Source organism: Streptomyces sp. NPDC002276 (assembly GCF_053891435.1).
On sequence record NZ_JBSFCQ010000041.1, the window covers coordinates 1 to 23,060 of the forward strand.

General features: G+C 70.1%; 18 protein-coding genes and 1 rRNA gene. 6 read left to right on the forward strand and 13 right to left on the reverse strand.

Going from position 1 to position 23,060, the window contains the following annotated elements:
• Window positions 1-291 (reverse strand): 16S ribosomal RNA (locus tag ACWIHT_RS46395); the annotation flags it as partial.
• Between the two features lie 826 nt (window positions 292-1,117).
• Between ACWIHT_RS46395 and trpS the strand changes: the two genes are divergently transcribed.
• Window positions 1,118-2,113: a tryptophan--tRNA ligase gene (gene trpS / locus ACWIHT_RS46400; RefSeq protein ID WP_456174693.1), complete on the forward strand. Its 996-nt coding sequence runs from the start codon at window positions 1,118-1,120 to the stop codon at window positions 2,111-2,113.
• A 24-nt stretch (window positions 2,114-2,137) separates the two neighbouring features.
• Here trpS and proC read toward each other — a convergent pair whose 3' ends face one another.
• From proC to ACWIHT_RS46415, 3 genes are all read right to left on the reverse strand, one after another.
• Window positions 2,138-2,947: a pyrroline-5-carboxylate reductase gene (gene proC, locus ACWIHT_RS46405; RefSeq protein WP_456174694.1), complete on the reverse strand. Its 810-nt coding sequence runs from the start codon at window positions 2,945-2,947 to the stop codon at window positions 2,138-2,140.
• Window positions 2,948-3,026: 79 nt separating this feature from the next.
• A complete protein-coding gene (locus ACWIHT_RS46410) occupies window positions 3,027-3,818 on the reverse strand; it encodes an ABC transporter permease (protein WP_456174695.1) in 792 nt (263 codons plus the stop codon).
• Window positions 3,815-4,615: an ABC transporter ATP-binding protein gene (locus ACWIHT_RS46415; protein WP_456174696.1), complete on the reverse strand. Its 801-nt coding sequence runs from the start codon at window positions 4,613-4,615 to the stop codon at window positions 3,815-3,817. The genes ACWIHT_RS46410 and ACWIHT_RS46415 overlap by 4 nt, the downstream gene beginning before the upstream one ends.
• A 249-nt stretch (window positions 4,616-4,864) precedes the next feature.
• On the opposite strand from ACWIHT_RS46415, the gene ACWIHT_RS46420 reads away from it, so the two are divergent.
• Window positions 4,865-6,406: a SulP family inorganic anion transporter gene (locus ACWIHT_RS46420; protein WP_456174697.1), complete on the forward strand. Its 1,542-nt coding sequence runs from the start codon at window positions 4,865-4,867 to the stop codon at window positions 6,404-6,406.
• 886 nt (window positions 6,407-7,292) lie between these two features.
• On the opposite strand, the gene ACWIHT_RS46425 is transcribed toward ACWIHT_RS46420, so the two are convergent.
• From ACWIHT_RS46425 to ACWIHT_RS46435, 3 genes are all read right to left on the reverse strand, one after another.
• Window positions 7,293-8,075, reverse strand: a complete 783-nt coding sequence (locus tag ACWIHT_RS46425) for a class I SAM-dependent methyltransferase (RefSeq protein WP_456174698.1) — start codon at window positions 8,073-8,075, stop codon at window positions 7,293-7,295.
• A gap of 486 nt (window positions 8,076-8,561) precedes the next feature.
• Window positions 8,562-9,095: an EamA/RhaT family transporter gene (locus tag ACWIHT_RS46430; RefSeq protein ID WP_456174699.1), complete on the reverse strand. Its 534-nt coding sequence runs from the start codon at window positions 9,093-9,095 to the stop codon at window positions 8,562-8,564.
• A 45-nt stretch (window positions 9,096-9,140) separates the two neighbouring features.
• Window positions 9,141-9,452: an SH3 domain-containing protein gene (locus ACWIHT_RS46435; protein WP_456174700.1), complete on the reverse strand. Its 312-nt coding sequence runs from the start codon at window positions 9,450-9,452 to the stop codon at window positions 9,141-9,143.
• Window positions 9,453-9,634: 182 nt separating this feature from the next.
• On the opposite strand from ACWIHT_RS46435, the gene ACWIHT_RS46440 reads away from it, so the two are divergent.
• Complete coding sequence (locus ACWIHT_RS46440; protein WP_456174701.1) at window positions 9,635-11,743, forward strand: serine/threonine-protein kinase; 2,109 nt, start codon at window positions 9,635-9,637, stop codon at window positions 11,741-11,743.
• Window positions 11,744-11,810: 67 nt separating this feature from the next.
• Here ACWIHT_RS46440 and ilvD read toward each other — a convergent pair whose 3' ends face one another.
• From ilvD to ACWIHT_RS46460, 4 genes are all read right to left on the reverse strand, one after another.
• Window positions 11,811-13,664, reverse strand: coding sequence for a dihydroxy-acid dehydratase (gene ilvD / locus ACWIHT_RS46445; protein ID WP_456174702.1), 1,854 nt, complete (start codon window positions 13,662-13,664; stop codon window positions 11,811-11,813).
• Window positions 13,665-13,821: 157 nt separating this feature from the next.
• Window positions 13,822-14,427 (reverse strand): TetR/AcrR family transcriptional regulator, encoded by a 606-nt coding sequence (locus tag ACWIHT_RS46450; protein WP_456174703.1) that lies wholly within the window; start codon window positions 14,425-14,427, stop codon window positions 13,822-13,824.
• A complete protein-coding gene (locus tag ACWIHT_RS46455) occupies window positions 14,424-15,248 on the reverse strand; it encodes a sugar phosphate isomerase/epimerase family protein (protein WP_456174704.1) in 825 nt (274 codons plus the stop codon). The genes ACWIHT_RS46450 and ACWIHT_RS46455 overlap by 4 nt, the downstream gene beginning before the upstream one ends.
• Window positions 15,249-15,562: 314 nt before the next feature.
• Window positions 15,563-16,495: a Ppx/GppA phosphatase family protein gene (locus tag ACWIHT_RS46460; protein WP_456174705.1), complete on the reverse strand. Its 933-nt coding sequence runs from the start codon at window positions 16,493-16,495 to the stop codon at window positions 15,563-15,565.
• 203 nt (window positions 16,496-16,698) lie between these two features.
• Here ACWIHT_RS46460 and ACWIHT_RS46465 point away from each other — a divergent pair, with 203 nt between their 5' ends.
• Complete coding sequence (locus ACWIHT_RS46465; RefSeq protein ID WP_456174710.1) at window positions 16,699-17,469, forward strand: hypothetical protein; 771 nt, start codon at window positions 16,699-16,701, stop codon at window positions 17,467-17,469.
• A 4-nt stretch (window positions 17,470-17,473) separates the two neighbouring features.
• Here ACWIHT_RS46465 and ACWIHT_RS46470 read toward each other — a convergent pair whose 3' ends face one another.
• Window positions 17,474-19,198: a BACON domain-containing protein gene (locus ACWIHT_RS46470; RefSeq protein ID WP_456174706.1), complete on the reverse strand. Its 1,725-nt coding sequence runs from the start codon at window positions 19,196-19,198 to the stop codon at window positions 17,474-17,476.
• Window positions 19,199-19,395: 197 nt separating this feature from the next.
• Here ACWIHT_RS46470 and radA point away from each other — a divergent pair, with 197 nt between their 5' ends.
• Both radA and disA read left to right on the forward strand, forming a co-directional pair.
• On the forward strand, window positions 19,396-20,805 hold the full coding sequence (gene radA / locus ACWIHT_RS46475) for a DNA repair protein RadA (protein ID WP_456174707.1): 1,410 nt from the start codon (window positions 19,396-19,398) through the stop codon (window positions 20,803-20,805).
• Window positions 20,806-20,887: 82 nt separating this feature from the next.
• Window positions 20,888-22,012, forward strand: coding sequence for a DNA integrity scanning diadenylate cyclase DisA (gene disA / locus ACWIHT_RS46480; RefSeq protein ID WP_456174708.1), 1,125 nt, complete (start codon window positions 20,888-20,890; stop codon window positions 22,010-22,012).
• A gap of 20 nt (window positions 22,013-22,032) precedes the next feature.
• Here disA and ACWIHT_RS46485 read toward each other — a convergent pair whose 3' ends face one another.
• Window positions 22,033-22,848, reverse strand: a complete 816-nt coding sequence (locus ACWIHT_RS46485; protein ID WP_456174709.1) for a hypothetical protein — start codon at window positions 22,846-22,848, stop codon at window positions 22,033-22,035.
• Between the last annotated feature and the right edge of the window lie 212 nt (window positions 22,849-23,060).

Here is a 23,060-nt window from a genome sequence, read left to right on the forward strand (position 1 = left end):
CTCAGGCCGGCTACCCGTCGTCGCCTTGGTGAGCCATTACCTCACCAACAAGCTGATAGGCCGCGGGCTCATCCTGCACCGCCGGAGCTTTTAACACCCACACATGAGTGCGGGAGTATTATCCGGTATTAGACCCCGTTTCCAGGGCTTGTCCCAGAGTGCAGGGCAGATTGCCCACGTGTTACTCACCCGTTCGCCACTAATCCCCACCGAAGTGGTTCATCGTTCGACTTGCATGTGTTAAGCACGCCGCCAGCGTTCGTCCTGAGCCAGGATCAAACTCTCCGTGAATGTTTACCCGTAATCGGGTGCACATACACGAGAGCGGAACAGTCAGGCGGAATAAGCCCGACCGTTCACAGCGTCCTCGCTGTATGTTTTCTTCAAAGGAACCTCGCCACCGGACAAAGTGTCCGATGAACGGGGTATCAACATATCTGGCGTTGATTTTTGGCACGCTGTTGAGTTCTCAAGGAACGGACGCTTCCTTTGTACTCACCCTCTCGGGCTTTCCTCCGGGCTTTTCCCTTCGGTCTTGCGTTTCCGACTCTATCAGACCGTTTCCGGTTCCGATTTCCTCGGCGCTTTCCAGGTTCCCGCTTCCGCGTTTCCCTTTCCGGCGATTCCGACTCTATCAGATCCTTTCGGGCCTGACTCCCAGTCAGAGGGGGCTGTCATCCCGGCCGTTGGGCCGTTCCGACGAGTGAGACTTTAGCGGATTCCTGAGTCCCGAGCGAATCGGGGGGTGCGTCCTTTCGAACGCGGATTCCTCATTTCGCAAATACGCATGCCAATACAAGCGACGACGGATCGTCGATTGTCTGTAGGTACTTGCGGAATGGCTGTCCGGGGACCGACCGGAGTCGGCGCTCACGTCGGACAACTCGGAGAACACTACGTAGGCGGTCGGGACGTGTCAACTCCGCTCCGGAGAGCCTCGTAGGGGCGTACGCTGTGTGACGTGACTACACATACGTGCACCCAGCAGTGGTGGGCCGCCTGACGGCGGCCGTACACACGTATGTACTCAACGGCCGCCGCCTCGGCGGCCGTTCTTGTTTCTCCCTCCAGAGGGTCGGCCGGCCGGATGCGGCGGTCTCGACCAGGAGGTGGAGAGATGACACGGGTCTTCAGTGGGGTCAAGCCGACCGGGCACCTGACGCTGGGGAACTACCTGGGTGCCGTGCGGCGCTGGGTCGATCTGGATCAGCGGCGGAGCGACGCCCTGTTCTGCGTGGTCGATCTGCACGCGCTGACCGTGGACCACGATCCGGCGCGGGTGCGCAGGCTCACCCGGCAGGCGGCGACGCTGCTGCTGGCGGCGGGGCTTGATACCGAGCTGTGCACCGTGTTCGTACAGAGTCATGTGGACGAGCACACGCGGCTGTCGTACGTCATGGAGTGTGTGGCCACCGACGGTGAGATGCGGCGGATGGTGCAGTACAAGGAGAAGGCCGTGCGGGAGCGGGAGCGGGGCGGGAGTGTGCGGCTGTCGTTGCTGACGTATCCCGTGCTGATGGCGGCGGACATCCTGGCGTACGGGACGGACGAGGTGCCGGTCGGGGACGACCAGACGCAGCATGTGGAGCTGGCCCGGGATCTGGCGGTCAGGTTCAACCAGCGGTACGGCCATACGTTCGTGGTGCCCCGGGCGACTCGGCCGGGGGTGGCGGCGCGGGTGATGAATCTGCAGGAGCCGACTTCGAAGATGGGGAAGTCGGACGACTCCGGGCCGGGGATCGTCTATCTGCTGGACGAGCCGGACGCCGTACGGAAGAAGGTCATGCGGGCCGTGACCGACAGTGCGGCGGAGGTCGTCTACGACCGGGAGGAGCGGCCGGGGGTCGCCAATCTGCTGGAGATCCTGGCCGCTTGCGAAGGCGGGGACCCCGAGGACTTGAGCGGTGTGTATGAGTCGTACGGGGCGTTGAAGAAGGACACCGCGGAAGCTGTGGTCGAGCTGCTCAGGCCGGTGCAGGAGCGGCACAAGGCGTTGTGCGCGGATCCCGCTTATGTGGAGGGGGTTTTGCGGGATGGGGCGGAGAAGGCGAGAGGGATGGCGAGGCCGATGGTCGATGCCGCGTATCGGGCCATCGGGCTTCTGCCTGCCTGAGCTTTAACTGCTCGCGGGGTCGGGTCAGTTGTTGCCGGAGGCCAGTTCGCGGCTGCGGTCGCGGGCTGCCTCCAGGGCGGCGATGAGTGCGGCGCGTACGCCGTGGTTCTCCAGTTCGCGGATGGCGTTGATCGTCGTGCCGGCCGGCGAGGTGACGTTCTCCCGGAGCTTGACCGGGTGTTCGCCGCTGTCGCGGAGCATGACGGCGGCACCGATCGCGGACTGGACGATGAGGTCGTGGGCCTTGTCGCGCGGCAGGCCGAGCAGGATGCCCGCGTCCGTCATGGCTTCGACCAGGTAGAAGAAGTACGCCGGGCCGGAGCCGGAGAGGGCGGTGCAGGCGTCCTGCTGGGACTCGGGGACGCGGAGTGTCTTGCCGACGGCGCCGAAGATCTCGTCGGCGTACGCGAGATGGGCCTCGGTGGCGTGGCTGCCGGCGGAGATGACGGACATGGCCTCGTCGACGAGGGCGGGGGTGTTCGTCATGACCCGGACGACCGGGGTGCCCGCGGCCAGACGCTCCTCGAAGAAGGAGGTGGGGATGCCCGCCGCGCCGCTGATGACCAGGCGGTCGGCGGGGAGGTGCGGGGCGAGTTCGTCGAGGAGGGTGCCCATGTCCTGCGGCTTGACCGTGAGGATCAGGGTGTCGGCGCTCTTCGCGGCCTCGGGGTTGGTGACCGGGGTGACTCCGTGGCGGGCGCGGAGTTCCTCGGCGCGCTCGGGGCGGCGGGCGGTGACCAGGAGGTCGGCCGGGGCCCAGCCCGCTCGGATCATTCCGCTGAGCAGGGCTTCGCCGATCTTGCCGGTGCCGAGGACTGCGACTTTCTGGGTCATGGGGTCATCCTCGCACCGGCACTGCGCTCTTGAGACGGCTGTCCGGCTGGCGGAACGGTCCTGTCTATGTGGTGCGCCTCTATGCCGTACGCCTCCTCAGTGTGGCCGCGCCCAGGCACAGGACCAGCAGGGCGCAGCCGGCCACGATCAGGGCGTCGCGGACGAAGGTGGCGGTCATGTCCGTGTGCTTGAGGACCTCGTTCATGCCGTCGACGGCGTACGACATGGGCAGGACGTCGGAGACGGCCTCCAGGACGGGGTGCATGTCGGAGCGCGGGGTGAAGAGGCCGCAGAGGAGGAGTTGGGGGAAGATCACGGCCGGCATGAACTGGACGGCCTGGTATTCGGAGGCGGCGAAGGCCGAGACGAAGAGGCCGAGGGCGGTGCCGAGGAGGGCGTCGAGGAGGGCGACCAGGAGGAGGAGCCAGGGGCTGCCGGTGACGTCGAGGCCCAGGAACCAGACGGCGAGGCCCGTCGCCAGGGCGGACTGGATGATCGCGAGGAAGCCGAAGGCGAGGGCGTAGCCGGCGATCAGGTCGCCCTTGCCCAGGGGCATGGAGAGGAGACGTTCGAGGGTGCCCGAGGTGCGTTCGCGCAGGGTGGCGATGGACGTGACCAGGAACATCGTGATGAGCGGGAAGATCCCGAGCAGGGAGGCGCCGATGCTGTCGAAGGTGCGGGGGCTGCCGTCGAAGACATAGCGCAGCAGGACGAGCATCAGGCACGGGATGAGGATCAGCAGCGCGATCGTGCGGGGGTCGTGGCGGAGCTGGCGCAGGACGCGGGCCGCGGTGGCGGTGGTGCGGGCGACGCTGAGGGCGCTGGGTGCCGTAGGGCCCGTGGTCGTGGTCGTGGTCGTTGGCGTGCTCATCGGGTCGTCTCCTTCTGGCGGCCGGTGGCCACGGCCTCGTCGACCAGGTGCAGGAAGGCGGCTTCGACCGTGTCGGAGCCGGTACGGGTACGGAGGGCGTCGGGGGTGTCGTCGGCGAGGACCTCGCCCTCGCGCATCAGGAGGAGGCGGTGGCAGCGCTCGGCCTCGTCCATGACGTGGGAGGAGATGAGGAGGGTGGCGCCGCGGGAGGCGGCGATGTCGTGGAAGAGGGTCCACAGGTCGCGGCGGAGGACGGGGTCGAGGCCGACGGTGGGTTCGTCGAGGACGAGGAGTTCGGGGGTGCCGAGGAGCGCGACCGCGAGGGAGACGCGGCTGCGCTGGCCGCCGGAGAGGTTGCCGGCGAGGGCGTCGGCGTGGGTGGCGAGGTCGACGTCGGCGAGGACGCGGTCGACCTCGTGGCGGCGGGTGGCGGAGGTGCGGCCGGGGTCGAGGATCGCGGCGAAGTAGTCGAGGTTCTGACGGACCGTCAAGTCGTTGTAGACGGAAGGGGCTTGGGTGACGTAGCCGATGCGGGTGCGGAGGGCGGGGTGGCCTGCGGGGCGGCCGAGGACGTTCAGGGTGCCGGTGACCTTGGCCTGGGTGCCGACGATCGAGCGCATGAGGGTCGACTTGCCGCAGCCGGAGGGGCCGAGCAGTCCGGTGATCTGGCCGCGCGGGACGGTGAAGTCGATGCCGCGCAGGACCGTACGGGGGCCTCGGACGACGGTGAGGGCTTCGGCTTGGACCGCGGGTGGGGTGTCCGGTGATCCGGCCGGATCGGGAAGGTAATTCATCATGTGATGAATAATGCTCTCGCGGAACGCGGCCGTCAAGCGGGTGCGCGCGAGGGCGCAGGCGCGTGGCGGCGTGATCGGAGTGGGGCGCTCCGGTATGGACGCCTCCGCGTTCACGGAGTGGTCACATGAATCGCGTGCGGGGCCAACTCCCTTTCCCGACAATGGATTTCAGTTCGCCGTGCCCTCCCCCGGTGCGGCGCCCACGCATCTCCCGTTCGGCTTTGTCCTGTCTTCGGAGGTGCCGTTGTCATGCGCTGTCGTGTGAGCAAGGCCGATCTGTTCGCTTCTCTAGTCGTCTTTCTCGTCGCGCTCCCGCTGTGCGTGGGCGTGGCGATCGCCTCCGGGGTGCCGGCCGAACTGGGGCTGGTCACCGGGATCGTCGGCGGGCTGGTGGTCGGGGCGCTGCCCGGCAGCAGCCTCCAGGTGAGCGGTCCGGCCGTCGGGCTGACCGTGCTCGTGTACGTGGCCGTGCGGGCGTACGGCGTCGAGGCGCTCGGGGTGCTGGTGTTCGCGGCCGGGGTCGTGCGGTTGGGGCTCGGGGTGCTGCGGCTCGGGCGGTGGTTCCGGGCCGTGCCCGCGGCCGTCGTGCAGGGGATGCTCGCCGGGATCGGGCTCGTACTGGTCGCCGGGCAGGTGTACGCGCTCGGCGATGTGGCCGCGCCGGCGGACGGGCTCGGGAAGCTCACGGGGCTGGTGTCGCTGCCGGGGCTGGTGGATCCGGTGGCGTTGTCAGTGGGCGGTGCCACCATTGCCGTACTGGTGCTCTGGCCTCGGTGGCGGCGGGGGGCTCGGCTGGTGCCGGGGCCGTTGGTGGCGGTGGGGCTGGCGGCGGCGGTGACCGGGGTGTTCGACCTGTCGGTGCGGCGGGTGGAGGTGCGGGGCTTGCTCGGTGCCGTGCGGGTGCCGGAGTGGGGGGATTTCGGGCGGCTCACAGAAGTGGGGGTGATCGGGACGGTCGTCGCGTTCGCGTTGATCGCGTCGGCGGAGTCGTTGTTCGGCGCGGCGGCGGTGGACCGGCTGCACCGGGGTCCGCGGACGGACTACGACCGTGAGCTGATCGCGCAGGGCGCGGGGAACGCGGTGTGCGGGGTGCTCGGGGCGTTGCCGATGACCGCGGTGATCGTGCGGAGCGCGGCTGGGGGTGCCCCCTCTGGGGGAGTACAGGCGGGGGCACGGACGAAGGCCTCGCGGGTGCTGCACGGTGGGTGGCTGCTGCTGTTCACGGCCCTGCTGCCGGGGGTGTTGGTGTTGGGGCTGGTTCCGGTGGCGGCGTTGGCCGGGCTGCTCGTGCATGCCGGGTGCAAGCTCGTGCCGGTGCGGCAGGTGCGGGGGTTGTGGGTCGGGCAACGGGGTGAGGTGGTCGTGCTCGGGGTGACCGCGGTGGTGATCGTGGTGGGGAATCTGTTGGAGGGGGTGCTGGTCGGGCTGGCGGTGGCGGTGGCGAAGACCGCGTGGGACATCAGTCATGTGCAGGTGGAGACGGAGGACCTCGGGGACGCGGGGGTCGTCGTACGGGTGCTGGGACATGCGACGTTTCTGCGGCTGCCGAAGCTGTTGGACGCGTTGGAGGCGCTGGAGGCGCTGCCGTACGACCGGGAGGTGCGGCTGGAGTTGGGTGGGTTGCGGCATGTGGATCATGCGTGCGCGGCGGCGTTGGAGGGGTGGGTCAGCGGGCGGGGGCGGGATGGTGAGGGTGGGGGGAGCGGCGGGGGTGGCGGGAGCGGGGGAAGTGGGGGGAGCGGTGAGAGTGGTGGGAGTGGTGCGGGGGTGGTTGCGGTCGAAGGGGTGTGACGGGGTGGGGGGCAGGCGGTGGGGGGCAGGCGGTGGGGGGCAGGCGGTGGGGGGCAGGCGGTGGGGGGTGGGGTTGTGGGGTTGTCGGACTCGGGCTGTCGGAGGTTGCGTTGCTGGGGCGTCGGAGGTTGACCGGTCCACCGGGTGGGTTGTCGGGGGCTGTGCTGCTGGGGTTGTCGGGGGTTGGCTGCGCGGGCCGTCAGAGGTCGGTTTGTCGGGACCGCCGGGGATGACCGCTGGGAATTGACCGCCGGGGATTGACCGTTGGGGCCGCCAGAGTTCGACCGTCTGGGCAGCCAGTGTTGGTGCCGCTGGGGCAGCCAGGGGTTGGCTGCCGAGGTCGCCAGAGATCACGCAGCTGAAGCGGCCAGAGGTCGACCAGTTGCGCAGCGGGCAGTCGTGCCGCCGGGGCGGCCAGGGGTTAGGCGCCGGGGTCGTCAGGGGTCACGCAGTTGGAGCCACCCTCGGTTGACCCGCCGCGCGGCCCAGGATCGCGCCGCCGGGATCGCCGGAGGACGGCCGCCCTGGTGGCCGGAAGTCGTGCCGCCGGGGCAGTCGGCGGTTGGGCGCCGGGGTCGTCAGGGGTCACGCAGTTGGGGCCACCCTCGGTTGACCCGCCGCGCGGCCCAGGATCGCGCCGCTGGAACCGCCGGCGGACGGACGCCCTCGCATCCAGCAGTCGTGCCGCCGGGACCCACCGGAGGTCGGCCGCCCAGGGGGCCGGAAGTCGTGCCGCTGGGGCGTGGGGCAGCAGGGGTTGGCCGCCAGGGGCGTCGGAGGTTACGCGGGAGGTTGGCCGTTGGAGTCGCCAGAGGTCGCATCGCTGGAGCAACCAGCGGTTGGCCGCGCGGCAGGCGGCCGGCCTGTCGTTGAGGGCGTCAGGAGGTCATGGTGCGAGGGCTACGACGAGTTCCACGACGTAGGTCTCCTCCACCGTGCCGTTCGGGAACGTGGTGAGCAGGTGGTTGCGCTCCTCGGCGAGGAAGGTGTTGGTGACCTGTTCGTCCTGGACCAGGAAGACCGAGTGGCTGCTGATGTTGGCCAGGTGGGTGTCGACCGGGACGCTGCGGCTCCAGCGGACCTTGCGGTGGGCGAAGTCGAGACGGCCGGTGGGGTCGGCGAGCGCGGTGTGCACTCCGCTGCCGTTCTGCTTCACGACGCGGTCGATGCCGAAGTGGATCCGGATGCGTTCCGACTGCTCGGCGATCCACGGGACGTCGACGGCGCTGGTGTTCCACCACAGGGCGAGCGCGCCGCCCGGGCGCAGTACGCGCAGGGCCTCCGGGACCGACTTGGTGGTGTCGGTCCAGTGCCAAGCCTGGGCGTAGGTGAGGAAGTCGGCGCAGTTGTCGGTGAGGGGGAGGGCGTCGCCGGTGCCCCGGACCAGCGGGACGTCGGGGAAGGTTCGGCGGAACTGGGCCGCCATGCCGTCGCCGGGTTCGATCGCGATCACGGCGGCGCCACGGGTGTGCAGGAGGGCGGTCGCGATGCCGGTGCCCGCGCCCACGTCCGCGACACGTGCGCCCGCGAGGGGGTGGCCGGCCAGTTCCTCGATGGCGTCGAAGAGCGCGGGTGGGTAGGAGGGGCGGTTCTCGGCGTACTGGGCCGCGGCGGCGTTGAAGGAGTGGGCTCGGGCGGTGTGCGAGGGCGGCTTCGACGAAGTGGTCATACGGCCATGGTTACCGGGGTGGGTGCAGGGTGCAGGTGGATTTTGGTGAGAGATGGGGTGGGGAGAGGAGAGGGAGCGGGGTGAGGCAGGGCAAGGTGGGAGCGCGGCGCGGTGGGCCGGGGTGCGAGCCCTGGACTGCCGAGGGCGGGCGGGACCGGCCCGGAAACGAAGCCGTAGGCCGCTAGTCACGGGCCACGAGCCAAGAACCGCAAGCCCGCGGGCCACGAACCGCAAGCCGCCCGGAACGCGTGACCGGCTCGAAGCGAAGCCGCTAGCCCCAAACCGCGGACTCCGAGCCGCAGTCCCCAACCTGCACGCCCCAAACCGCACGCCCCAAACCGCAAGCAACTGGACGCAGGCCTCTAACCGCAGGCCCTTGCCCCCAGACCCTTGCCCCCAGGCCTCGATCTATGAGCCGCAGCCTTGAGCAGCCGCCCCGACGCGTGCCCGGCGCTGCCCGGCCCGGTCCGCGCCGCCTCTCCCCGGTCAGGACCGGCGGCGTTTCTTCGAAGGGTTGCGGGTGCGGCGAGTTGTGCGCTTCTCGTGCTGGGCCACGGCCGTCTCGTACTCCTCGCGGTGGAGTCGCTCGCCGGGGGCCTCCGTGAGGGAGCGGAAGAAGTAGGCGACGAGGGAGCCGACGAAGCCGATGCCCAGGAGGCCGCGGAGGGAGGCCTGGCGGTCGGGGTCGGGGCGCTTTTTGAAGCTTTCCCAGGTGTGGCCGAAGGCGAGGGCGCTACAGACCGCGAACATCACGATGACGAGGAGGGTGACGAAGCTGCCGACGTCCGCGATCTGGAGGCCCTGGTAGGCGAAGCGGAGGATCAGGCAGGAGGCGACGGCGGCGGCGAGGGAGCCGACTGCCGCGGCGATGCGGCGCGGGGTGTAGCCGTTGTCGTGGTTCACCCAGGTGGTGCCGAAGAAGCGGAGGGGCTCGGGGCGGGGGCCCGTGCCCGTACCTGTGCCCGCGTCTGTGCTTGGGGAGCCCGCGGGGATGTCCTGGGTGCCGGTCTCGTCGTTCACGGGACGATTATGGCTCCGAGGGCGGGCGCGGGCTCCCGTTGGGGCTCAGGAGCAGTGGGAGGCCACGTAGCCGTCGCTGCCGGTGTGTACGTATGCGTCGGACACGAACTCGCCGTTGCTGATGTTGTCCCAGATGTTCGACGTGCCGTAGGTGCCGGTGACCGTGGTGCCCGGCGTCTGGCAGTAGATCGGGACCTGCGAGCCACCCGGCAGGCTGCCGACGATGCTGTAGTTCGTGCCGGGGCCGCTGCGGATGTTGAGACGGACGTCGGCGGTCGTGTAGTAGTGCACGGACGCTGCCGTGGCCACGGCCTCGGACTCGCTGCCCTCGGCCTCTTCTGCGCGGTCAACAGACATGAAAAACCTCCCCCGTTGGTCCCCATGACTGCCATGGGGTCCCGATGATTCCCCTAAAACACGCCATGAAACACATGTGCGTAACTCGTACTCGGAAGCCAGCAAGCCGTCTCTGTCCCGTACGGGTCATCGACTAGGCTCCGTCCGTCGCGCGCGCGAACGATCAGCACGGGGGTGGTTCCATGGCGCCACAGCACGACACCGGAGCGGGCGCGGAAGCGGAACTTCCCGAGTACGCCGGTCACTACCGCCTGGAGTCATGCCTGGGCTCCGGCGGCATGGGTGTGGTGCATCTCGCGCAGAGCACCTCCGGGATGAAGGTCGCCGTGAAGGTGGTCCACGCGGAGTTCGCCCAGGATCCCGAGTTCAGAGGGCGGTTCCGGCAGGAGGTGGCTGCCGCGCGACGGGTGAGCGGGGCCTTCACCGCGCCGGTGGTCGATGCCGATCCTGAGGCCCGACGGCCTTGGATGGCAACGCTGTTCATTCCCGGACCGACCCTGTCCGAGCATGTGAAGCGGAACGGGCCCATGACGCCCGGCGAGTTGCGCCGGCTGATGGCGGGACTGGCCGAGGCGCTGCGTGACATCCATCGGGTGGGCGTCGTGCACCGGGACCTGAAGCCCAGCAACGTGCTGCTCGCCGAGGACGGTCCGAAGGTCATCGACTTCGGTATTTCCCGGCCGAAAGACAGCGAACTGCGCACCGAGACCGGGAAGTTGATCGGGACGCCGCCCTTCATGGCACCGGAGCAGTTCCGGCGGCCCAGGGAGGTCGGGCCCGCCGCGGACATCTTCGCGCTCGGGTCCCTGATGGTGCACGCGGCGACCGGGCGAGGGCCGTTCGACTCGGACAGCCCGTACGTCGTGGCCTACCAAGTCGTGCACGACGAACCGGACTTGGCCGGGGTGCCGGACAACTTGGCGCCGCTCGTCATGCGTTGTCTCGCCAAGGAACCCGAAGACCGGCCCACGCCGGACGAGTTGATGCGGGAGCTGCGCTCCGTGGCGGCCTCGTACGACACTCAGGCGTTCATACCGGAGCAGCGGACAGGTGGTGCGCCGGCTCCCGATTCGGACCCGGTGGAGGAGCCCGCGCGCACACCCCGGCGTCGTCGCGCGGTGGTGCTGGCGGCCGCGGCTGCCGGGCTGGTCGTCGTTGGCGTCCTCGCCTCGGTTCAGCTGGCCGGAGGCGCCGACACCGCGCCGACCGGAGGGGCCGGCGCCCCGCCGCGGAGCAGCGGCGCGGGGACCTCACCGGCCGCGCTCAAGGCCTGGGCGACGAAACCCGCGGCCAAGGCCGGGGGTGTGCCCCAATGTTCGTACGGCGCAGGCGAGTTGCTGTGTGCGCAGCCCGGAGTCGTCTACGCTCTCGCACCGGCCGACGGCACCCTGCTGTGGCGGCACTCGGTCGCCGACGACAGACCCGACGGCGCACCCGTCGTCGCGGGCGGGCTGGTGCACCCGTACATCAGCGGGAGCCGGCGCCTGGAGGCGCTCGATCCGTCGTCGGGCGCGCGGATCTGGCAGCGGAACACGCCGGGGTACGACTCCGTGCGCTACGTCGGCGGTATGGCCCTGCTCATCCGTGCGGACGACACGGTCACGGGCGTCGACGCCGCGTCGGGCGAGACGAAGTGGAGCCGCCGGATTCCTGGTGTCGATTCCTTCGTCTCGTTCGCCGGGGACACACTGGCGTACGCGAAGAGATGGTCCGACGACGGGTCGAGCACCAAGGTCACCGCGGTCGATCCGGACACCGGCGACATCCGGTGGGAAGCGCGGTTGCAGGGGATGCTGAGGCCTGTCGGCGTCCAAGGCGGATCCGTGTTCTTCCTCTCCACCGACTGGAGTTCCGGCGACACCAAGGCCGTCGTCCGCTACGTCCCCGGGACAAGGGCGACGAGCCGGGTGGAGCTGCCCGTACCGCGGGCGGACCCCGTGGCCTCCGTGTACGGAAACGTCATGTACGTACTGGCGACCGGCGGTTCACTGGAGGCGATCGACACGGACACCCACAAGCGGTTGTGGCATCTGGAGACGTCCGTGAGCCGCGGTTCGGTGCCGGTCGCCGACGGCAAGCACGTGTACGTCACCACCCCTGACGGGCGCCTCCTGGCGGTCGACGCCGGCAACGGGCGACTCGTCGGGCAGACAGCCGCTCGGCTCGGCACGGACTCCGGCCAGGTTGTCGCCACGCTCCCCGAACCCGTCGTAGCGGACAACCGCGTCTACGCCGCCGCCCCCGACGGCACGGTCTTCGCCGTCAACTCCCTTACGCCCGGGGGCTGGTAGCCGTGGCAGGGCAGCGAAAGGGCCGCCCCCGTCGGAACGGAGGCGGCCCAACCACAGAGCGACAGTCTCAGCCGAGCTTGCTGACGTCCCGCACCGCGCCGCGGTCCGCGCTGGTGGCCATCGCGGCGTAGGCGCGCAGGGCGGCCGAGACCTTGCGCTCGCGCTGCTTCGGGGCGTAGCGGCCCTCAAGCGCGGCCTCGCGGCGGGCCAACTCGGCGTCGTCGACGAGGAGTTCGATGGAGCGGTTCGGGATGTCGATGCGGATGCGGTCGCCGTTCTCGACGAGGGCGATGATGCCGCCGGACGCCGCCTCGGGGGACGCGTGGCCGATCGAGAGACCCGAAGTGCCGCCGGAGAAGCGGCCGTCGGTGATCAGGGCGCAGGTCTTGCCGAGGCCGCGGCCCTTGAGGAAGGACGTCGGGTAGAGCATCTCCTGCATACCGGGGCCGCCCTTGGGGCCCTCGTAGCGGATGACGACGACGTCGCCGTGCGTGACCTGTTTGTTGAGGATCTTCTCGACGGCCTCTTCCTGCGACTCGCAGACGACGGCCGGGCCTTCGAAGGTCCAGATGGATTCATCCACGCCCGCCGTCTTCACCACGCAGCCGTCGACGGCGAGGTTGCCCTTGAGGACCGCGAGGCCGCCGTCCTTGGAGTAGGCGTGCTCGGCGGAGCGGATGCAGCCCTCGGCCGCGTCCTCGTCCAGCGCGGCCCAGCGCTCGGACTGGGAGAAGGCCTCGGAGGAGCGGACGCAGCCGGGCGCCGCGTGCCACAGCTCGACGGCCTCCGGAGAAGGCGATCCGCCGCGCACGTCCCACGTCTTCAGCCAGTCCGCGAGGGACGGGCTGTGGACGGAGTGGACGTCCTCGTTGAGCAGGCCCGCGCGGTGCAACTCGCCCAGCAGGGCCGGGATTCCGCCCGCGCGGTGGACGTCCTCCATGTAGTACGTGCGGTTCTTCGCGACGTTCGGGGCGACCTTGGCGAGGCAGGGCACGCGGCGCGAGACCGCGTTGATCTCGTCCAGGCCGAAGGAAACGCCCGCCTCCTGCGCCGCCGCGAGGAGGTGCAGGATCGTGTTGGTGGAGCCGCCCATCGCGATGTCGAGGGCCATGGCGTTCTCGAAGGCCGCGAAGGTGGCGACGTTGCGGGGCAGGACCGTCTCGTCGTCCTGCTCGTAGTAGCGGCGGGTGATGTCCATCACCGTGCGGGCCGCGTCCTGGTACAGGCCCTTGCGGGCGGTGTGCGTGGCGAGGACCGAGCCGTTGCCCGGCAGCGAGAGGCCGATGGCCTCGGTCAGGCAGTTCATCGAGTTGGCGGTGAACATGCCGGAACAGGAGCCGCAGGTCGGACAGGCGTTCTCCTCGATGTTGAGGACGTCCGCGTCCGAGACGCTGTCGTTGGCGGCCTCGACCATCGCGTCGATCAGGTCCAGCGTGCGGACGGTGCCGTCCTGGAGGGTGGCGCGCCCGGCCTCCATGGGGCCGCCGGAGACGAAGACCGTCGGGATGTTCAGGCGGAGCGCCGCCATGAGCATGCCGGGCGTGATCTTGTCGCAGTTGGAGATGCAGATCAGGGCGTCGGCGCAGTGCGCCTCGACCATGTACTCCACGCTGTCCGCGATCAGGTCGCGCGACGGCAGGCTGTACAGCATCCCGCCATGCCCCATCGCGATGCCGTCGTCGACCGCGATCGTGTTGAACTCGCGCGGGATGCCCCCGGCCGCGGTGATCGCCTCGCCGACGATCCGGCCGACGGGCTGGAGGTGGGTGTGGCCGGGCACGAACTCGGTGAAGCTGTTCGCCACCGCGATGATCGGCTTCCGGCCGATGTCCGCACCGGGTACACCGGAGGCGCGCATAAGGGCGCGTGCGCCCGCCATGTTGCGGCCGTGGGTGACTGTGCGGGACCTCAGCTCGGGCATCGTCGATCGCTCCTTCAAGACAAGTAGGGCTGCTATTGAGCGTACGCCGGTCATCCAGGGGTCGGACACGGTGTCCGCATTACGGGATGCCCATCTCGCCATTGGCGGGATGTCCGTATCGCCATTGGCGGGATGGGCATCCCGTCGTAGGACGACGTCACGGCCCGGTCAGATGCCCCTGCACCACCGGTGCGATCCGCGCGATGATCTGCTCCGGGTCGGCGGACGCCAGCGGCTCGACCTTGATCACATAGCGCAGCATCGCCGTCCCCACGAGCTGCGCCGCCGCCAGCTCGGCGCGCAGTTCCGCGTCCGGGAGGTCCAGCTGGGCGGCGACCCGGCTCAGCACCTGGGAGAGCACGAGCCGGCGGAAGACGGCGGCGGCGGCCTCGTTGTTGACGGCGGAACGGACCACCGCCAGCAGCGGCTTACGGGTGGCGGGGTTCTCCCAGACACCGAAGATGAAGCGGGTCAGCCGCTCGCCGACGCCGTCCAGCGGCCCCTCGGCGACCGCGTCCGGCGCGTTCGCCGCCGGGGCGAAGGCGACCTCGATGGCCGCCTCGAAGACCTGCTCCTTGGTACCGAAGTAGTGATGGACGAGCGCCGGGTCGACCCCGGCGGCCTTCGCGATCCCACGCACGGACGTCTTCTCGTACCCCCGTTCGGAGAACTCCTCCCGGGCCGCGGCCAGGATGCGGTCGCGGGTGTCGGCGGATTCCGTACGAGGGGGTCGGCCCCGGCGCTTGGCGGTGGCGTCGGTCACCGCCGGGGCACCTTCAGGGCCGAGGCCAGATGCAGCCGCGTGAAGGCGAGCGCCTCCGCGAGATCGGCCTCGCGTTCGGCGCCGGACATCGCGCGCCGGGTGTTGACCTCGATGACGACATGGCCGTCGAAGCCGGTCAGCGCGAGCCGTTCCAGCAGTTCGGCACAGGGCTGGGTGCCGCGCCCGGGGACGAGGTGCTCGTCCTTGTTCGAGCCGTTGCCGTCCGCGAGATGGACATGACCGAGACGATCCCCCATCCGCCCGATCATCTCGGTCGCGTCGGTGCGGGCGGTCGCGGTGTGGCTGAGGTCGATCGTGAAGTGCCGGTAGTCGTCCTGCGTGACGTCCCATTCGGGGGCGTAGGCGAGCATCTCGCGGTCGCGGTAGCGCCACGGGTACATGTTCTCTACGGCGAACCGCACATCCGTCTCGTTCGCCATCCGCCAGATCCCGCTGACGAAGTCCCGCGCGTACTGGCGCTGCCAGCGGAACGGCGGATGGACGACGACCGTGCTCGCGCCGAGCTTCTCGGCGGCGGCCTGGGCGCGCTGGAGCTTGATCCACGGGTCGGTGGACCACACCCGCTGCGTGATGAGCAGGCAGGGAGCGTGCACGGCGAGGATCGGGACCTGGTGGTAGTCGCTGAGTCTGCGCAGCGCCTCGATGTCCTGGCTGACCGGATCGGTCCACACCATGACCTCGACACCGTCGTAACCGAGGCGCGCGGCGATCTCGAAGGCCGTCGCCGTCGACTCCGGATACACGGACGCCGTGGACAGCGCGACCTTCGCATCCGGGATGCGCACGACTGGTTCTGCCACGGAGGACAGACTACGGGGCGGCGCTTTGCGCGGGGGAGCCGGTTGCTGTGCCCGCCCTGTGCGGGGTACGGCAACCGGCCATCTCCGACGCGGGGCCGCGTTGTGGCGATACTTCATGCGGGTCTGATACGTCGGGTGCGGGGTGGGTGTTCAGCACGGCCACGCGCGCGTGCGGCGCGAACGCGGTCCGGGGGCAGGAGGCGGGCGCCTTCGGAGTACGGCCACGCGCGCGTGCGACACGAACACGGTCCCGGCCTCACGCCCCGCCCCGCACCCACCTCCCTGCCTACGCCCACGCCAGCCGCTGCAATCGCCTACACCGAAGTCAGCTGATCCAGCCGTCGTAGGATCACGCCCTCGCGCAGTGCCCAGGGGCAGACCTCCAGGGTCTCCACGCCGAACAGGTCCATCGCACCCTCGGCGACCATCGCGCCGGCCAGGAGTTGTTCGGCGCGACCCTCGGAGACGCCGGGGAGGACGGCGCGTTGGGCGGTGGTCATGCCGCCGAGGCGGGGGACCCAGGCCTCCAGGGACCCGCGCTTCAGCTCGCGCTGGACGTAGAGGCCGTCGGCGGAACGGGCGGCGCCGGCGAGGCGGGCGAGTTGCTTGAAGGTCTTCGACGTGGCGACGACGTGGTCCGGGGCGCCGAAACGGCTGAACTCCCCCACCGTACGGGCGATCTGGGCGCGCACATGGCGGCGCAGGGCCCTTATCGCGGCCGGTTCCGGCGGGTCCCCGGGCAGCCAGCCCGCGGTGAGGCGGCCCGCGCCGAGCGGCAGCGACACGACCGCGTCGGGCTCCTCGTCGATGCCGTAGGCGATCTCCAGGGAGCCGCCGCCGATGTCGAGGACGAGCAGCTTGCCTGCGGACCAGCCGAACCAGCGGCGGACGGCGAGGAAGGTCAGCCGGGCCTCCTCGGCGCCGGTGAGGACCTGGAGTTCGACGCCGGTCTCGGTCTGCACGCGCGCGAGGACCTCGTCCGCGTTGCTGGCCTCGCGGACGGCGGAGGTGGCGAACGGGAGGAGTTCCTCGACGCCCTTGTCCTCGGCCGCCTGCAACGCCTCGTGGACGACGCCGATGAGTTTGTCGACCCCTTCGGGGCCGATCGCGCCGTCCTCGTCGAGGAGTTGGGCAAGGCGGAGTTCCACCTTGTGCGAGTGCGCGGGCAGCGGTCGCGCTCCCGGGTGTGCGTCCACCACCAGCAGATGCACCGTGTTCGATCCCACGTCGAGGACACCGAGTCTCATATACGGAACGCTACTGCCACCTGCACCGATCTCCGTCCTCGGAGCGGTTTCTGGGGCCGCCCCGGGCGACTTACCCTGGACGCGTGCCAAAGACGAAAAAGGCGAAGAACGACAAGGCGGCCAAATCACCCGGCGATTCTTCGCCGGTGACGTCGGCCCTGCCCCCGAGGACGACGTCGGCCAAGCCCCCGAAGACGTCGACGATGTCGAAGAAGGCCCTGAAAGCCGACGAGAAGGGACTCGACTTCGCGCGCGCGTGGGTGGAGTTCCCGGATCCGGCGGACGCGGAACAGCTCTTCCGCTGCGATCTGACATGGCTGACCTCTCGCTGGAACTGCGTCTTCGGAAGCGGCTGCCAGGGCATCCAGGCGGGCCGCGCGGACGACGGATGCTGCACCCTGGGCGCGCACTTCTCCGACGAGGACGACGAGAAGCGGGTCGCCGGGCATGTGGCGAGGCTCACGCCGGACATCTGGCAGCACCACGACGAGGGCGTGCAGAACGGCTGGACCTCGGAGGACGAGGACGGCGACCGCCAGACCCGCCCCTTCAAGGGCTCGTGCATCTTCCAGAACCGCCCCGGTTTCGCGGGCGGCGCGGGCTGCTCGCTGCACATCCTCGCCGTGAAGGAGGGCCGCGAGCCCCTGGAGACCAAGCCGGACGTCTGCTGGCAGCTGCCGGTACGACGGACGTACGAGTGGATCGACCGCCCGGACGACACGCGCATCCTCCAGGTGTCGATCGGCGAGTACGACCGCAGGGGCTGGGGTCCCGGCGGCCACGACCTGCACTGGTGGTGCACGTCGGCGACCTCGGCGCACGGCGCGGGCGACCCGGTGTACGTGTCCTACCGCCCGGAGCTGACCGAGCTGATGGGCAAGGCCGGCTACGACCGTCTGGTCGAGCTGTGCGAGGAGCGCCTGGCCTCGCAACTCCCGCTGCTGGCACCGCATCCGGCGGACCCGGTCGGCTGACCGCTCAGGACGGGCCCGGGTCGCCGCCGCCGTCGGACGGCGACTCCGAGCCCCCCGGATCGGCGGAGGACGAGTCCGTAGGTGTCGGAGTCGGTGTCGGTGTCGGATCGGCGGACGAGGGCGGCGGATCACTCGGAGCCGTCGGCGTCGGGTCCGGACCGGACGAAGGCGGACCGCCGGGATCGGGATGCGACGGCCCACTCGGTTCGCCCGGCCCGCCCGGCTCGGTCGGGGCGGGCGCGCTGCCGTAGCCCTCGATGGAGACGACGGCGCCGGCGGGTGAGACGGCCACGCGCGCGGTCCAGTGGCCGGAGGGCTCGCGCAGATGGTCGACGTACACCTTGATCGTCAACGATTCGCCCGGGGCGAGGGTTCCCGAGGACTGGCTGAGGTAGAGCCAGGGTGCCGTGGTGGTCGCGGACCAGCGGACCGGGGCCGCGCCGGACGCGGTGAGGGTGACGAGCGTGGTGTCGGCGCTGTTGGCGGCCGAGACGGCGAGCCGCCCGGCCCCCTTCCCACCGGTCCCGGCAACGCTGACGACCTCCACGGAGACAGCGTTCTTGCCCCCTTCCCCACCGTCTTCGCCGACCCGCGCGCGGGGCCCCGCACTGGCATCACCGGTGTTCTCGTAACCACCGCTCGCGACCTCGCCCTCCAGACTCCCGGGACCGCCGTGCTGCTCGCTCGCGGAGGCGGCCCTGCCGTCGACGCCCTCGCCGGTGGGTGTGGACCGATAGGCGGCCCACAGAGCGAGAACGGGTGCCGCGATGACGGTGGCGACGACAGTCGTCGTGACGGCACGCGCGCGTAGCCGGTCCCTGCGGGCCGCGCGGTCCTTGGGGTCGAGCGGGAAACCGCGCCGGTCGAAGCGGGGTGCCGCGGCTCCACGCGCGCGCGGGAGGTGCGCCATGGCGACATGCAGGGCCGCGCGGGGCGCTTCCAGGACGGGCAGTTCGGCGGGCGTGACTCCGGCGCCGGGCCAACTGCCGGGCACCGCGCGCTCTGCGGTACGGCGGCAGCGCGGGCAGTCGTCGACGTGCCGGACCAGTTCGCGGCGCAGCGCGCTGCTGAGCACGAGTTGATGGTCACCGGTGAGCCGGGCGACGCTCGGGCAGGTCCCGGTCTCCACGACCGCGAGGGCGGCACGCGTGCGTTCCACCTCGCAGGCGGCGGAGGCCAGCAGCTCCCGCGCGGTGGCGAGATCCATCCCGAGGACGGCGCCGACCTCGTGGGCGGCGAGCCGGTGGCGCACGGCGAGTTCGAGCGCCTCGCGCTGCTCCGGGGTGGTACCGGCGGCCTCCGGCCAGGCCAGCAGCGCGAGTTCACGCCGCCGCAGCTCACGCAGCTCCTCGGACACGACAGGTTCCTCGGCTTGAACCCGGCCACCCATCGCGTGGGTGCCCTGACGTTTCTGCTTGGCCTCGGCCAGCTTGCGCAGACACGCCCAGCGGGCCAGCGCGTACAGCCAGGCCCTGCGGTCCCCGGCCGCCTCCGGCACGCGCGCGCCCCGGCGCTCGGCCAGCGCGAGCACGTCCCCCAGAGCCGCCGTAGCCGCGTCGTGGTCGCACAGCACGGACAGGCAGTACGTGAACAGGCCGTCCAGATAAGGCTCGTAGCGCGCGGGCGGGCGTTGCGCCAGCGTGCGCGCCGCAGCGCGGTCGCGCGCCTCCCGGTGCGCCCGGTGCGCGCCGGTGGTGCGGGTCGAGGTCTCCGGGCTGCTGCTCATCACCCGTGCGACCGTAGGCGGCGGGCGATGCCCCCTTCCGCCCCCTTGAGCTCTTTTAATCCGTACGGGTGAAACGATCCCTCAATAGGGGACAGGAACCCCCGCTTCCCTGGCTCGATCCCGACGGCCATGGCCGGATACCGAACCACACCCCTCCCTCCCCCGCCCCCGCTGTCAGTCCCGCCGGTTACGGTTCACACATGGCTGCCCGTACGAAGACCACCAAGGACCGTCCGTCCTACCGCTGCACCGAGTGCGGCTGGCAGACGGCCAAGTGGCTCGGCCGCTGCTCCGAGTGCCAGGCCTGGGGGACGGTCGAGGAGTACGGCACGCCCGCGGTCCGTACGACGGCCCCGGGCCGCGTCACCACCTCCGCGGTGCCCATCGGCCAGGTCGACGGCCGTCAGGCCACCGCCCGCTCGACCGGCGTGCCCGAGCTGGACCGGGTGCTCGGCGGCGGCCTGGTCCCGGGAGCGGTCGTCCTGGTCGCGGGCGAACCGGGCGTCGGCAAGTCGACCCTCCTCCTGGACGTGGCGGCCAAGGCGGCGAGCGACGAGCACCGCACGCTCTACATCACCGGCGAGGAGTCGGCGAGCCAGGTCCGCCTGCGCGCCGACCGCATCAAGGCGATCGACGACCACCTCTACCTCGCCGCCGAGACCGATCTGGCCACGATCCTGGGCCACTTGGACGCGGTGAAGCCCTCCCTCCTCATCCTGGACTCCGTCCAGACGGTGGCCTCCCCGGAGATCGACGGCGCCCCCGGCGGCATGGCCCAGGTCCGCGAGGTCGCCGGCGCCCTGATCCGTGCCTCCAAGGAGCGCGCCATGTCCACCCTCCTGGTGGGCCACGTCACCAAGGACGGCGCGATCGCGGGCCCCCGCCTCCTGGAACACCTGGTGGACGTAGTGCTCTCCTTCGAGGGCGACCGCCACGCCCGCCTGCGCCTCGTACGGGGCGTCAAGAACCGCTACGGCACGACGGACGAGGTCGGCTGCTTCGAGCTGCACGACGAGGGCATCACAGGCCTGGCCGACCCGAGCGGCCTGTTCCTGACCCGCCGCGCGGAACCGGTCCCCGGCACCTGCCTGACCGTCACCCTGGAGGGCCGCCGCCCCCTGGTGGCCGAAGTCCAGGCGCTCACGGTCGACTCCCAGATCCCCTCCCCCCGCCGCACCACGTCAGGCCTGGAAACCTCCCGAGTCTCGATGATGCTGGCGGTACTGGAGCAACGCGGTCGCATCAGCGCACTGGGCAAACGAGACATCTACTCGGCCACAGTCGGCGGCGTAAAACTCTCAGAACCGGCAGCAGATCTAGCCATCGCCCTGGCCCTGGCCTCCGCGGCGAGCGACAGCCCCCTCCCCAAGAACCTGGTCGCGATCGGCGAAGTGGGCCTAGCGGGCGAGGTCAGAAGGGTCACGGGCGTCCAGCGCAGACTCTCCGAAGCACACCGTCTGGGCTTCACCCACGCCCTCGTCCCGAGCGACCCGGGCAAGATCCCGCCCGGCATGAAGGTCCTCGAAGTGGCCGACATAGGAGACGCCCTCCAGGTCCTTCCACGCTCCCGTAAACGAGACGCCCCACGGGACGGCGAGGACCGCCGGTAGACTTTGCCCTGGTCTCGCCCGTCCGTACGAACCAACTGTGCGAAACGGCGGCGCCTGAAGAACCTGCGACCCGAGGAGTGCAGTGGCAGCCAACGACCGGGCGTCAGCTCCCGGAAAGTCCGGCGGGAGCTCCGGTGCCGAAGGGCTGATGCGCGCCTCACTGAGCGCCGTGGCACCCGGCACGGCCCTGCGCGACGGCCTGGAGCGAATTCTCCGCGGCAACACGGGCGGACTCATCGTGCTCGGCTCCGACAAGACCGTCGAAGCGATGTGCACAGGCGGTTTCATCCTGGACGTGGAGTTCACGGCCACCCGCCTACGAGAACTCTGCAAACTGGACGGCGGAATCGTCGTCTCCTCCGACCTCTCCAAGATCCTCAGAGCGGGCGTCCAGCTGGTCCCCGACCCCACGATCCCCACAGAGGAGACGGGCACCCGCCACCGCACTGCGGACCGAGTAAGCAAGCAAGTGGATTTCCCCGTCGTCTCCGTCTCTCAGTCCATGCGCCTGATCGCCCTCTACGTAGACGGCCAGCGCCGCGTCCTGGAGGACTCGGCGGCGATCCTGTCCCGCGCGAACCAAGCCCTCGCCACCCTGGAGCGCTACAAGCTCCGCCTGGACGAAGTGGCGGGAACCCTCTCCGCCCTGGAGATCGAAGACCTGGTAACGGTCAGGGACGTCTCAGCAGTGGTCCAGCGCCTCGAAATGGTCCGCCTGATCGCCACCGAAATCGCAGAGTACGTAGTAGAACTCGGCACGGACGGCCGCCTCTTGTCCCTCCAGCTCGAAGAACTGATCGCGGGCGTACACCCGGAACGCGAACTGGTAGTACGCGACTACGTCCCCGAACCCACGGCCAAACGCTCCCGCACGGTGGACGAAGCGCTGGCGGAACTCGACGCCCTCTCCCATGCCGAACTCCTCGAACTCCCCACCGTGGCCCGCGCGTTGGGCTACACCGGCTCCCCCGAGGCCCTCGACTCGGCGGTCTCCCCCCGAGGCTTCCGCCTCCTGGCCAAGGTCCCGCGCCTCCCCGGCGCGATCATCGACCGCCTGGTGGAACACTTCGGCGGCCTACAAAAGCTCCTGGCGGCAAGCGTCGACGACCTCCAAACAGTCGACGGCGTAGGCGAAGCAAGGGCAAGAAGCGTACGAGAGGGCCTCTCGCGCCTAGCAGAATCCTCAATCCTGGAACGCTACGTCTAGGCACCAGGCACCAGTTGACGTCAGTCACTCGCCAAGACGAACGAGGTCTGCGCCTTGGCGAACCCGGAAGCAGCCGACTCCACCAGATAGGTCCCCGCACCGGCCGACCCGGCCGGAGGAGTAGCACACTCAGGCGCACTCGGCTTGCGGTCCCACTTCAAGGTGTACGTCACAGCGCCCCCCGCGGACACCCGGTAGTACACACTCCCGGAACCCTTCGGACAGTCGGCGGAGGACCAGTAGTCGGCGGCACCGCCCGCCTCAGTGATCGTCAACACCGCACTCTTGGGCCCGAGATCAACCTTGCAGTCACTGCTCGACGAGTTCTTGGCGGTCAGCACAAAGGTAGGCGTCTGATCCGGCGAGTAGGAGTTGTGCAGACTCCGCAGACTCAACTGCACAGCACTGGCAGTGCAGTTGGGCAAGGTGGAGTCAGCAGGAACCGTAGTCCCCGTACTACTCCCACCACCGGACGCCCCACTACCGCCACCGTCCCCGGACCCCCCGCCCGAGCCACTGTCCCCAGACGACGCCCCACCACTGGAACCACTACTGCCACCACTCGCCCCGCCACTCGCCCCGCTGCTCGACTCATCGCGGCCGCCGGGGTGTTGACTGATGGCGGGCCCAGTACCGGACGGCCCGGCAGTGATCGTAGGGGCGGGAGTCCTGCCGTTCTTCGCCCCATCGGCACCGTTCTTGCTACCCCCGCCACCCGACGTGACGATCCAGGTGATCAGCAGCGCCAACAGGGCGACCACGGACACCATGAGGACCCTCCGACGCCAATAGATGGAGGAGGGAAGCGGCCCGACCGGATTGCGCAGAGATCCCACGGCTCAAACCTTACGAGACAACGGGGAGTTACCTCGCCCCACCCGCCGCTCCGGCCCCAACTTTTCCGGATCATCATCCCGGCAAGGGAGTTGAACGGTGGCGCACCGCGTGGCCCGTCAGCCGCGTACGGCGCGAAGGTGACGCGTCGGGGGGTGTCCGCCCGCAGCGGTTGGCGCGTCAACGCGCTCAAAATCTTGCGAGACCGATTCCG

What these genes read in the sequence shown, in the direction of transcription:
- ACWIHT_RS46440 (WP_456174701.1), top strand. Translation starts at nt 9,635, where the DNA reads ATGGCGCCACAGCACGACACCGGAGCGGGCGCGGAAGCGGAACTTCCC.
- radA (WP_456174707.1), top strand. Translation starts at nt 19,396, where the DNA reads ATGGCTGCCCGTACGAAGACCACCAAGGACCGTCCGTCCTACCGCTGC.
- ACWIHT_RS46420 (WP_456174697.1), top strand. Translation starts at nt 4,865, where the DNA reads ATGCGCTGTCGTGTGAGCAAGGCCGATCTGTTCGCTTCTCTAGTCGTC.
- ACWIHT_RS46465 (WP_456174710.1), top strand. Translation starts at nt 16,699, where the DNA reads ATGTCGAAGAAGGCCCTGAAAGCCGACGAGAAGGGACTCGACTTCGCG.
- proC (WP_456174694.1), bottom strand. Translation starts at nt 2,947, where the DNA reads ATGACCCAGAAAGTCGCAGTCCTCGGCACCGGCAAGATCGGCGAAGCC.
- ilvD (WP_456174702.1), bottom strand. Translation starts at nt 13,664, where the DNA reads ATGCCCGAGCTGAGGTCCCGCACAGTCACCCACGGCCGCAACATGGCG.
- ACWIHT_RS46460 (WP_456174705.1), bottom strand. Translation starts at nt 16,495, where the DNA reads ATGAGACTCGGTGTCCTCGACGTGGGATCGAACACGGTGCATCTGCTG.
- ACWIHT_RS46425 (WP_456174698.1), bottom strand. Translation starts at nt 8,075, where the DNA reads ATGACCACTTCGTCGAAGCCGCCCTCGCACACCGCCCGAGCCCACTCC.
- ACWIHT_RS46410 (WP_456174695.1), bottom strand. Translation starts at nt 3,818, where the DNA reads ATGAGCACGCCAACGACCACGACCACGACCACGGGCCCTACGGCACCC.
- ACWIHT_RS46415 (WP_456174696.1), bottom strand. Translation starts at nt 4,615, where the DNA reads ATGATGAATTACCTTCCCGATCCGGCCGGATCACCGGACACCCCACCC.
- trpS (WP_456174693.1), top strand. Translation starts at nt 1,118, where the DNA reads ATGACACGGGTCTTCAGTGGGGTCAAGCCGACCGGGCACCTGACGCTG.
- ACWIHT_RS46435 (WP_456174700.1), bottom strand. Translation starts at nt 9,452, where the DNA reads ATGTCTGTTGACCGCGCAGAAGAGGCCGAGGGCAGCGAGTCCGAGGCC.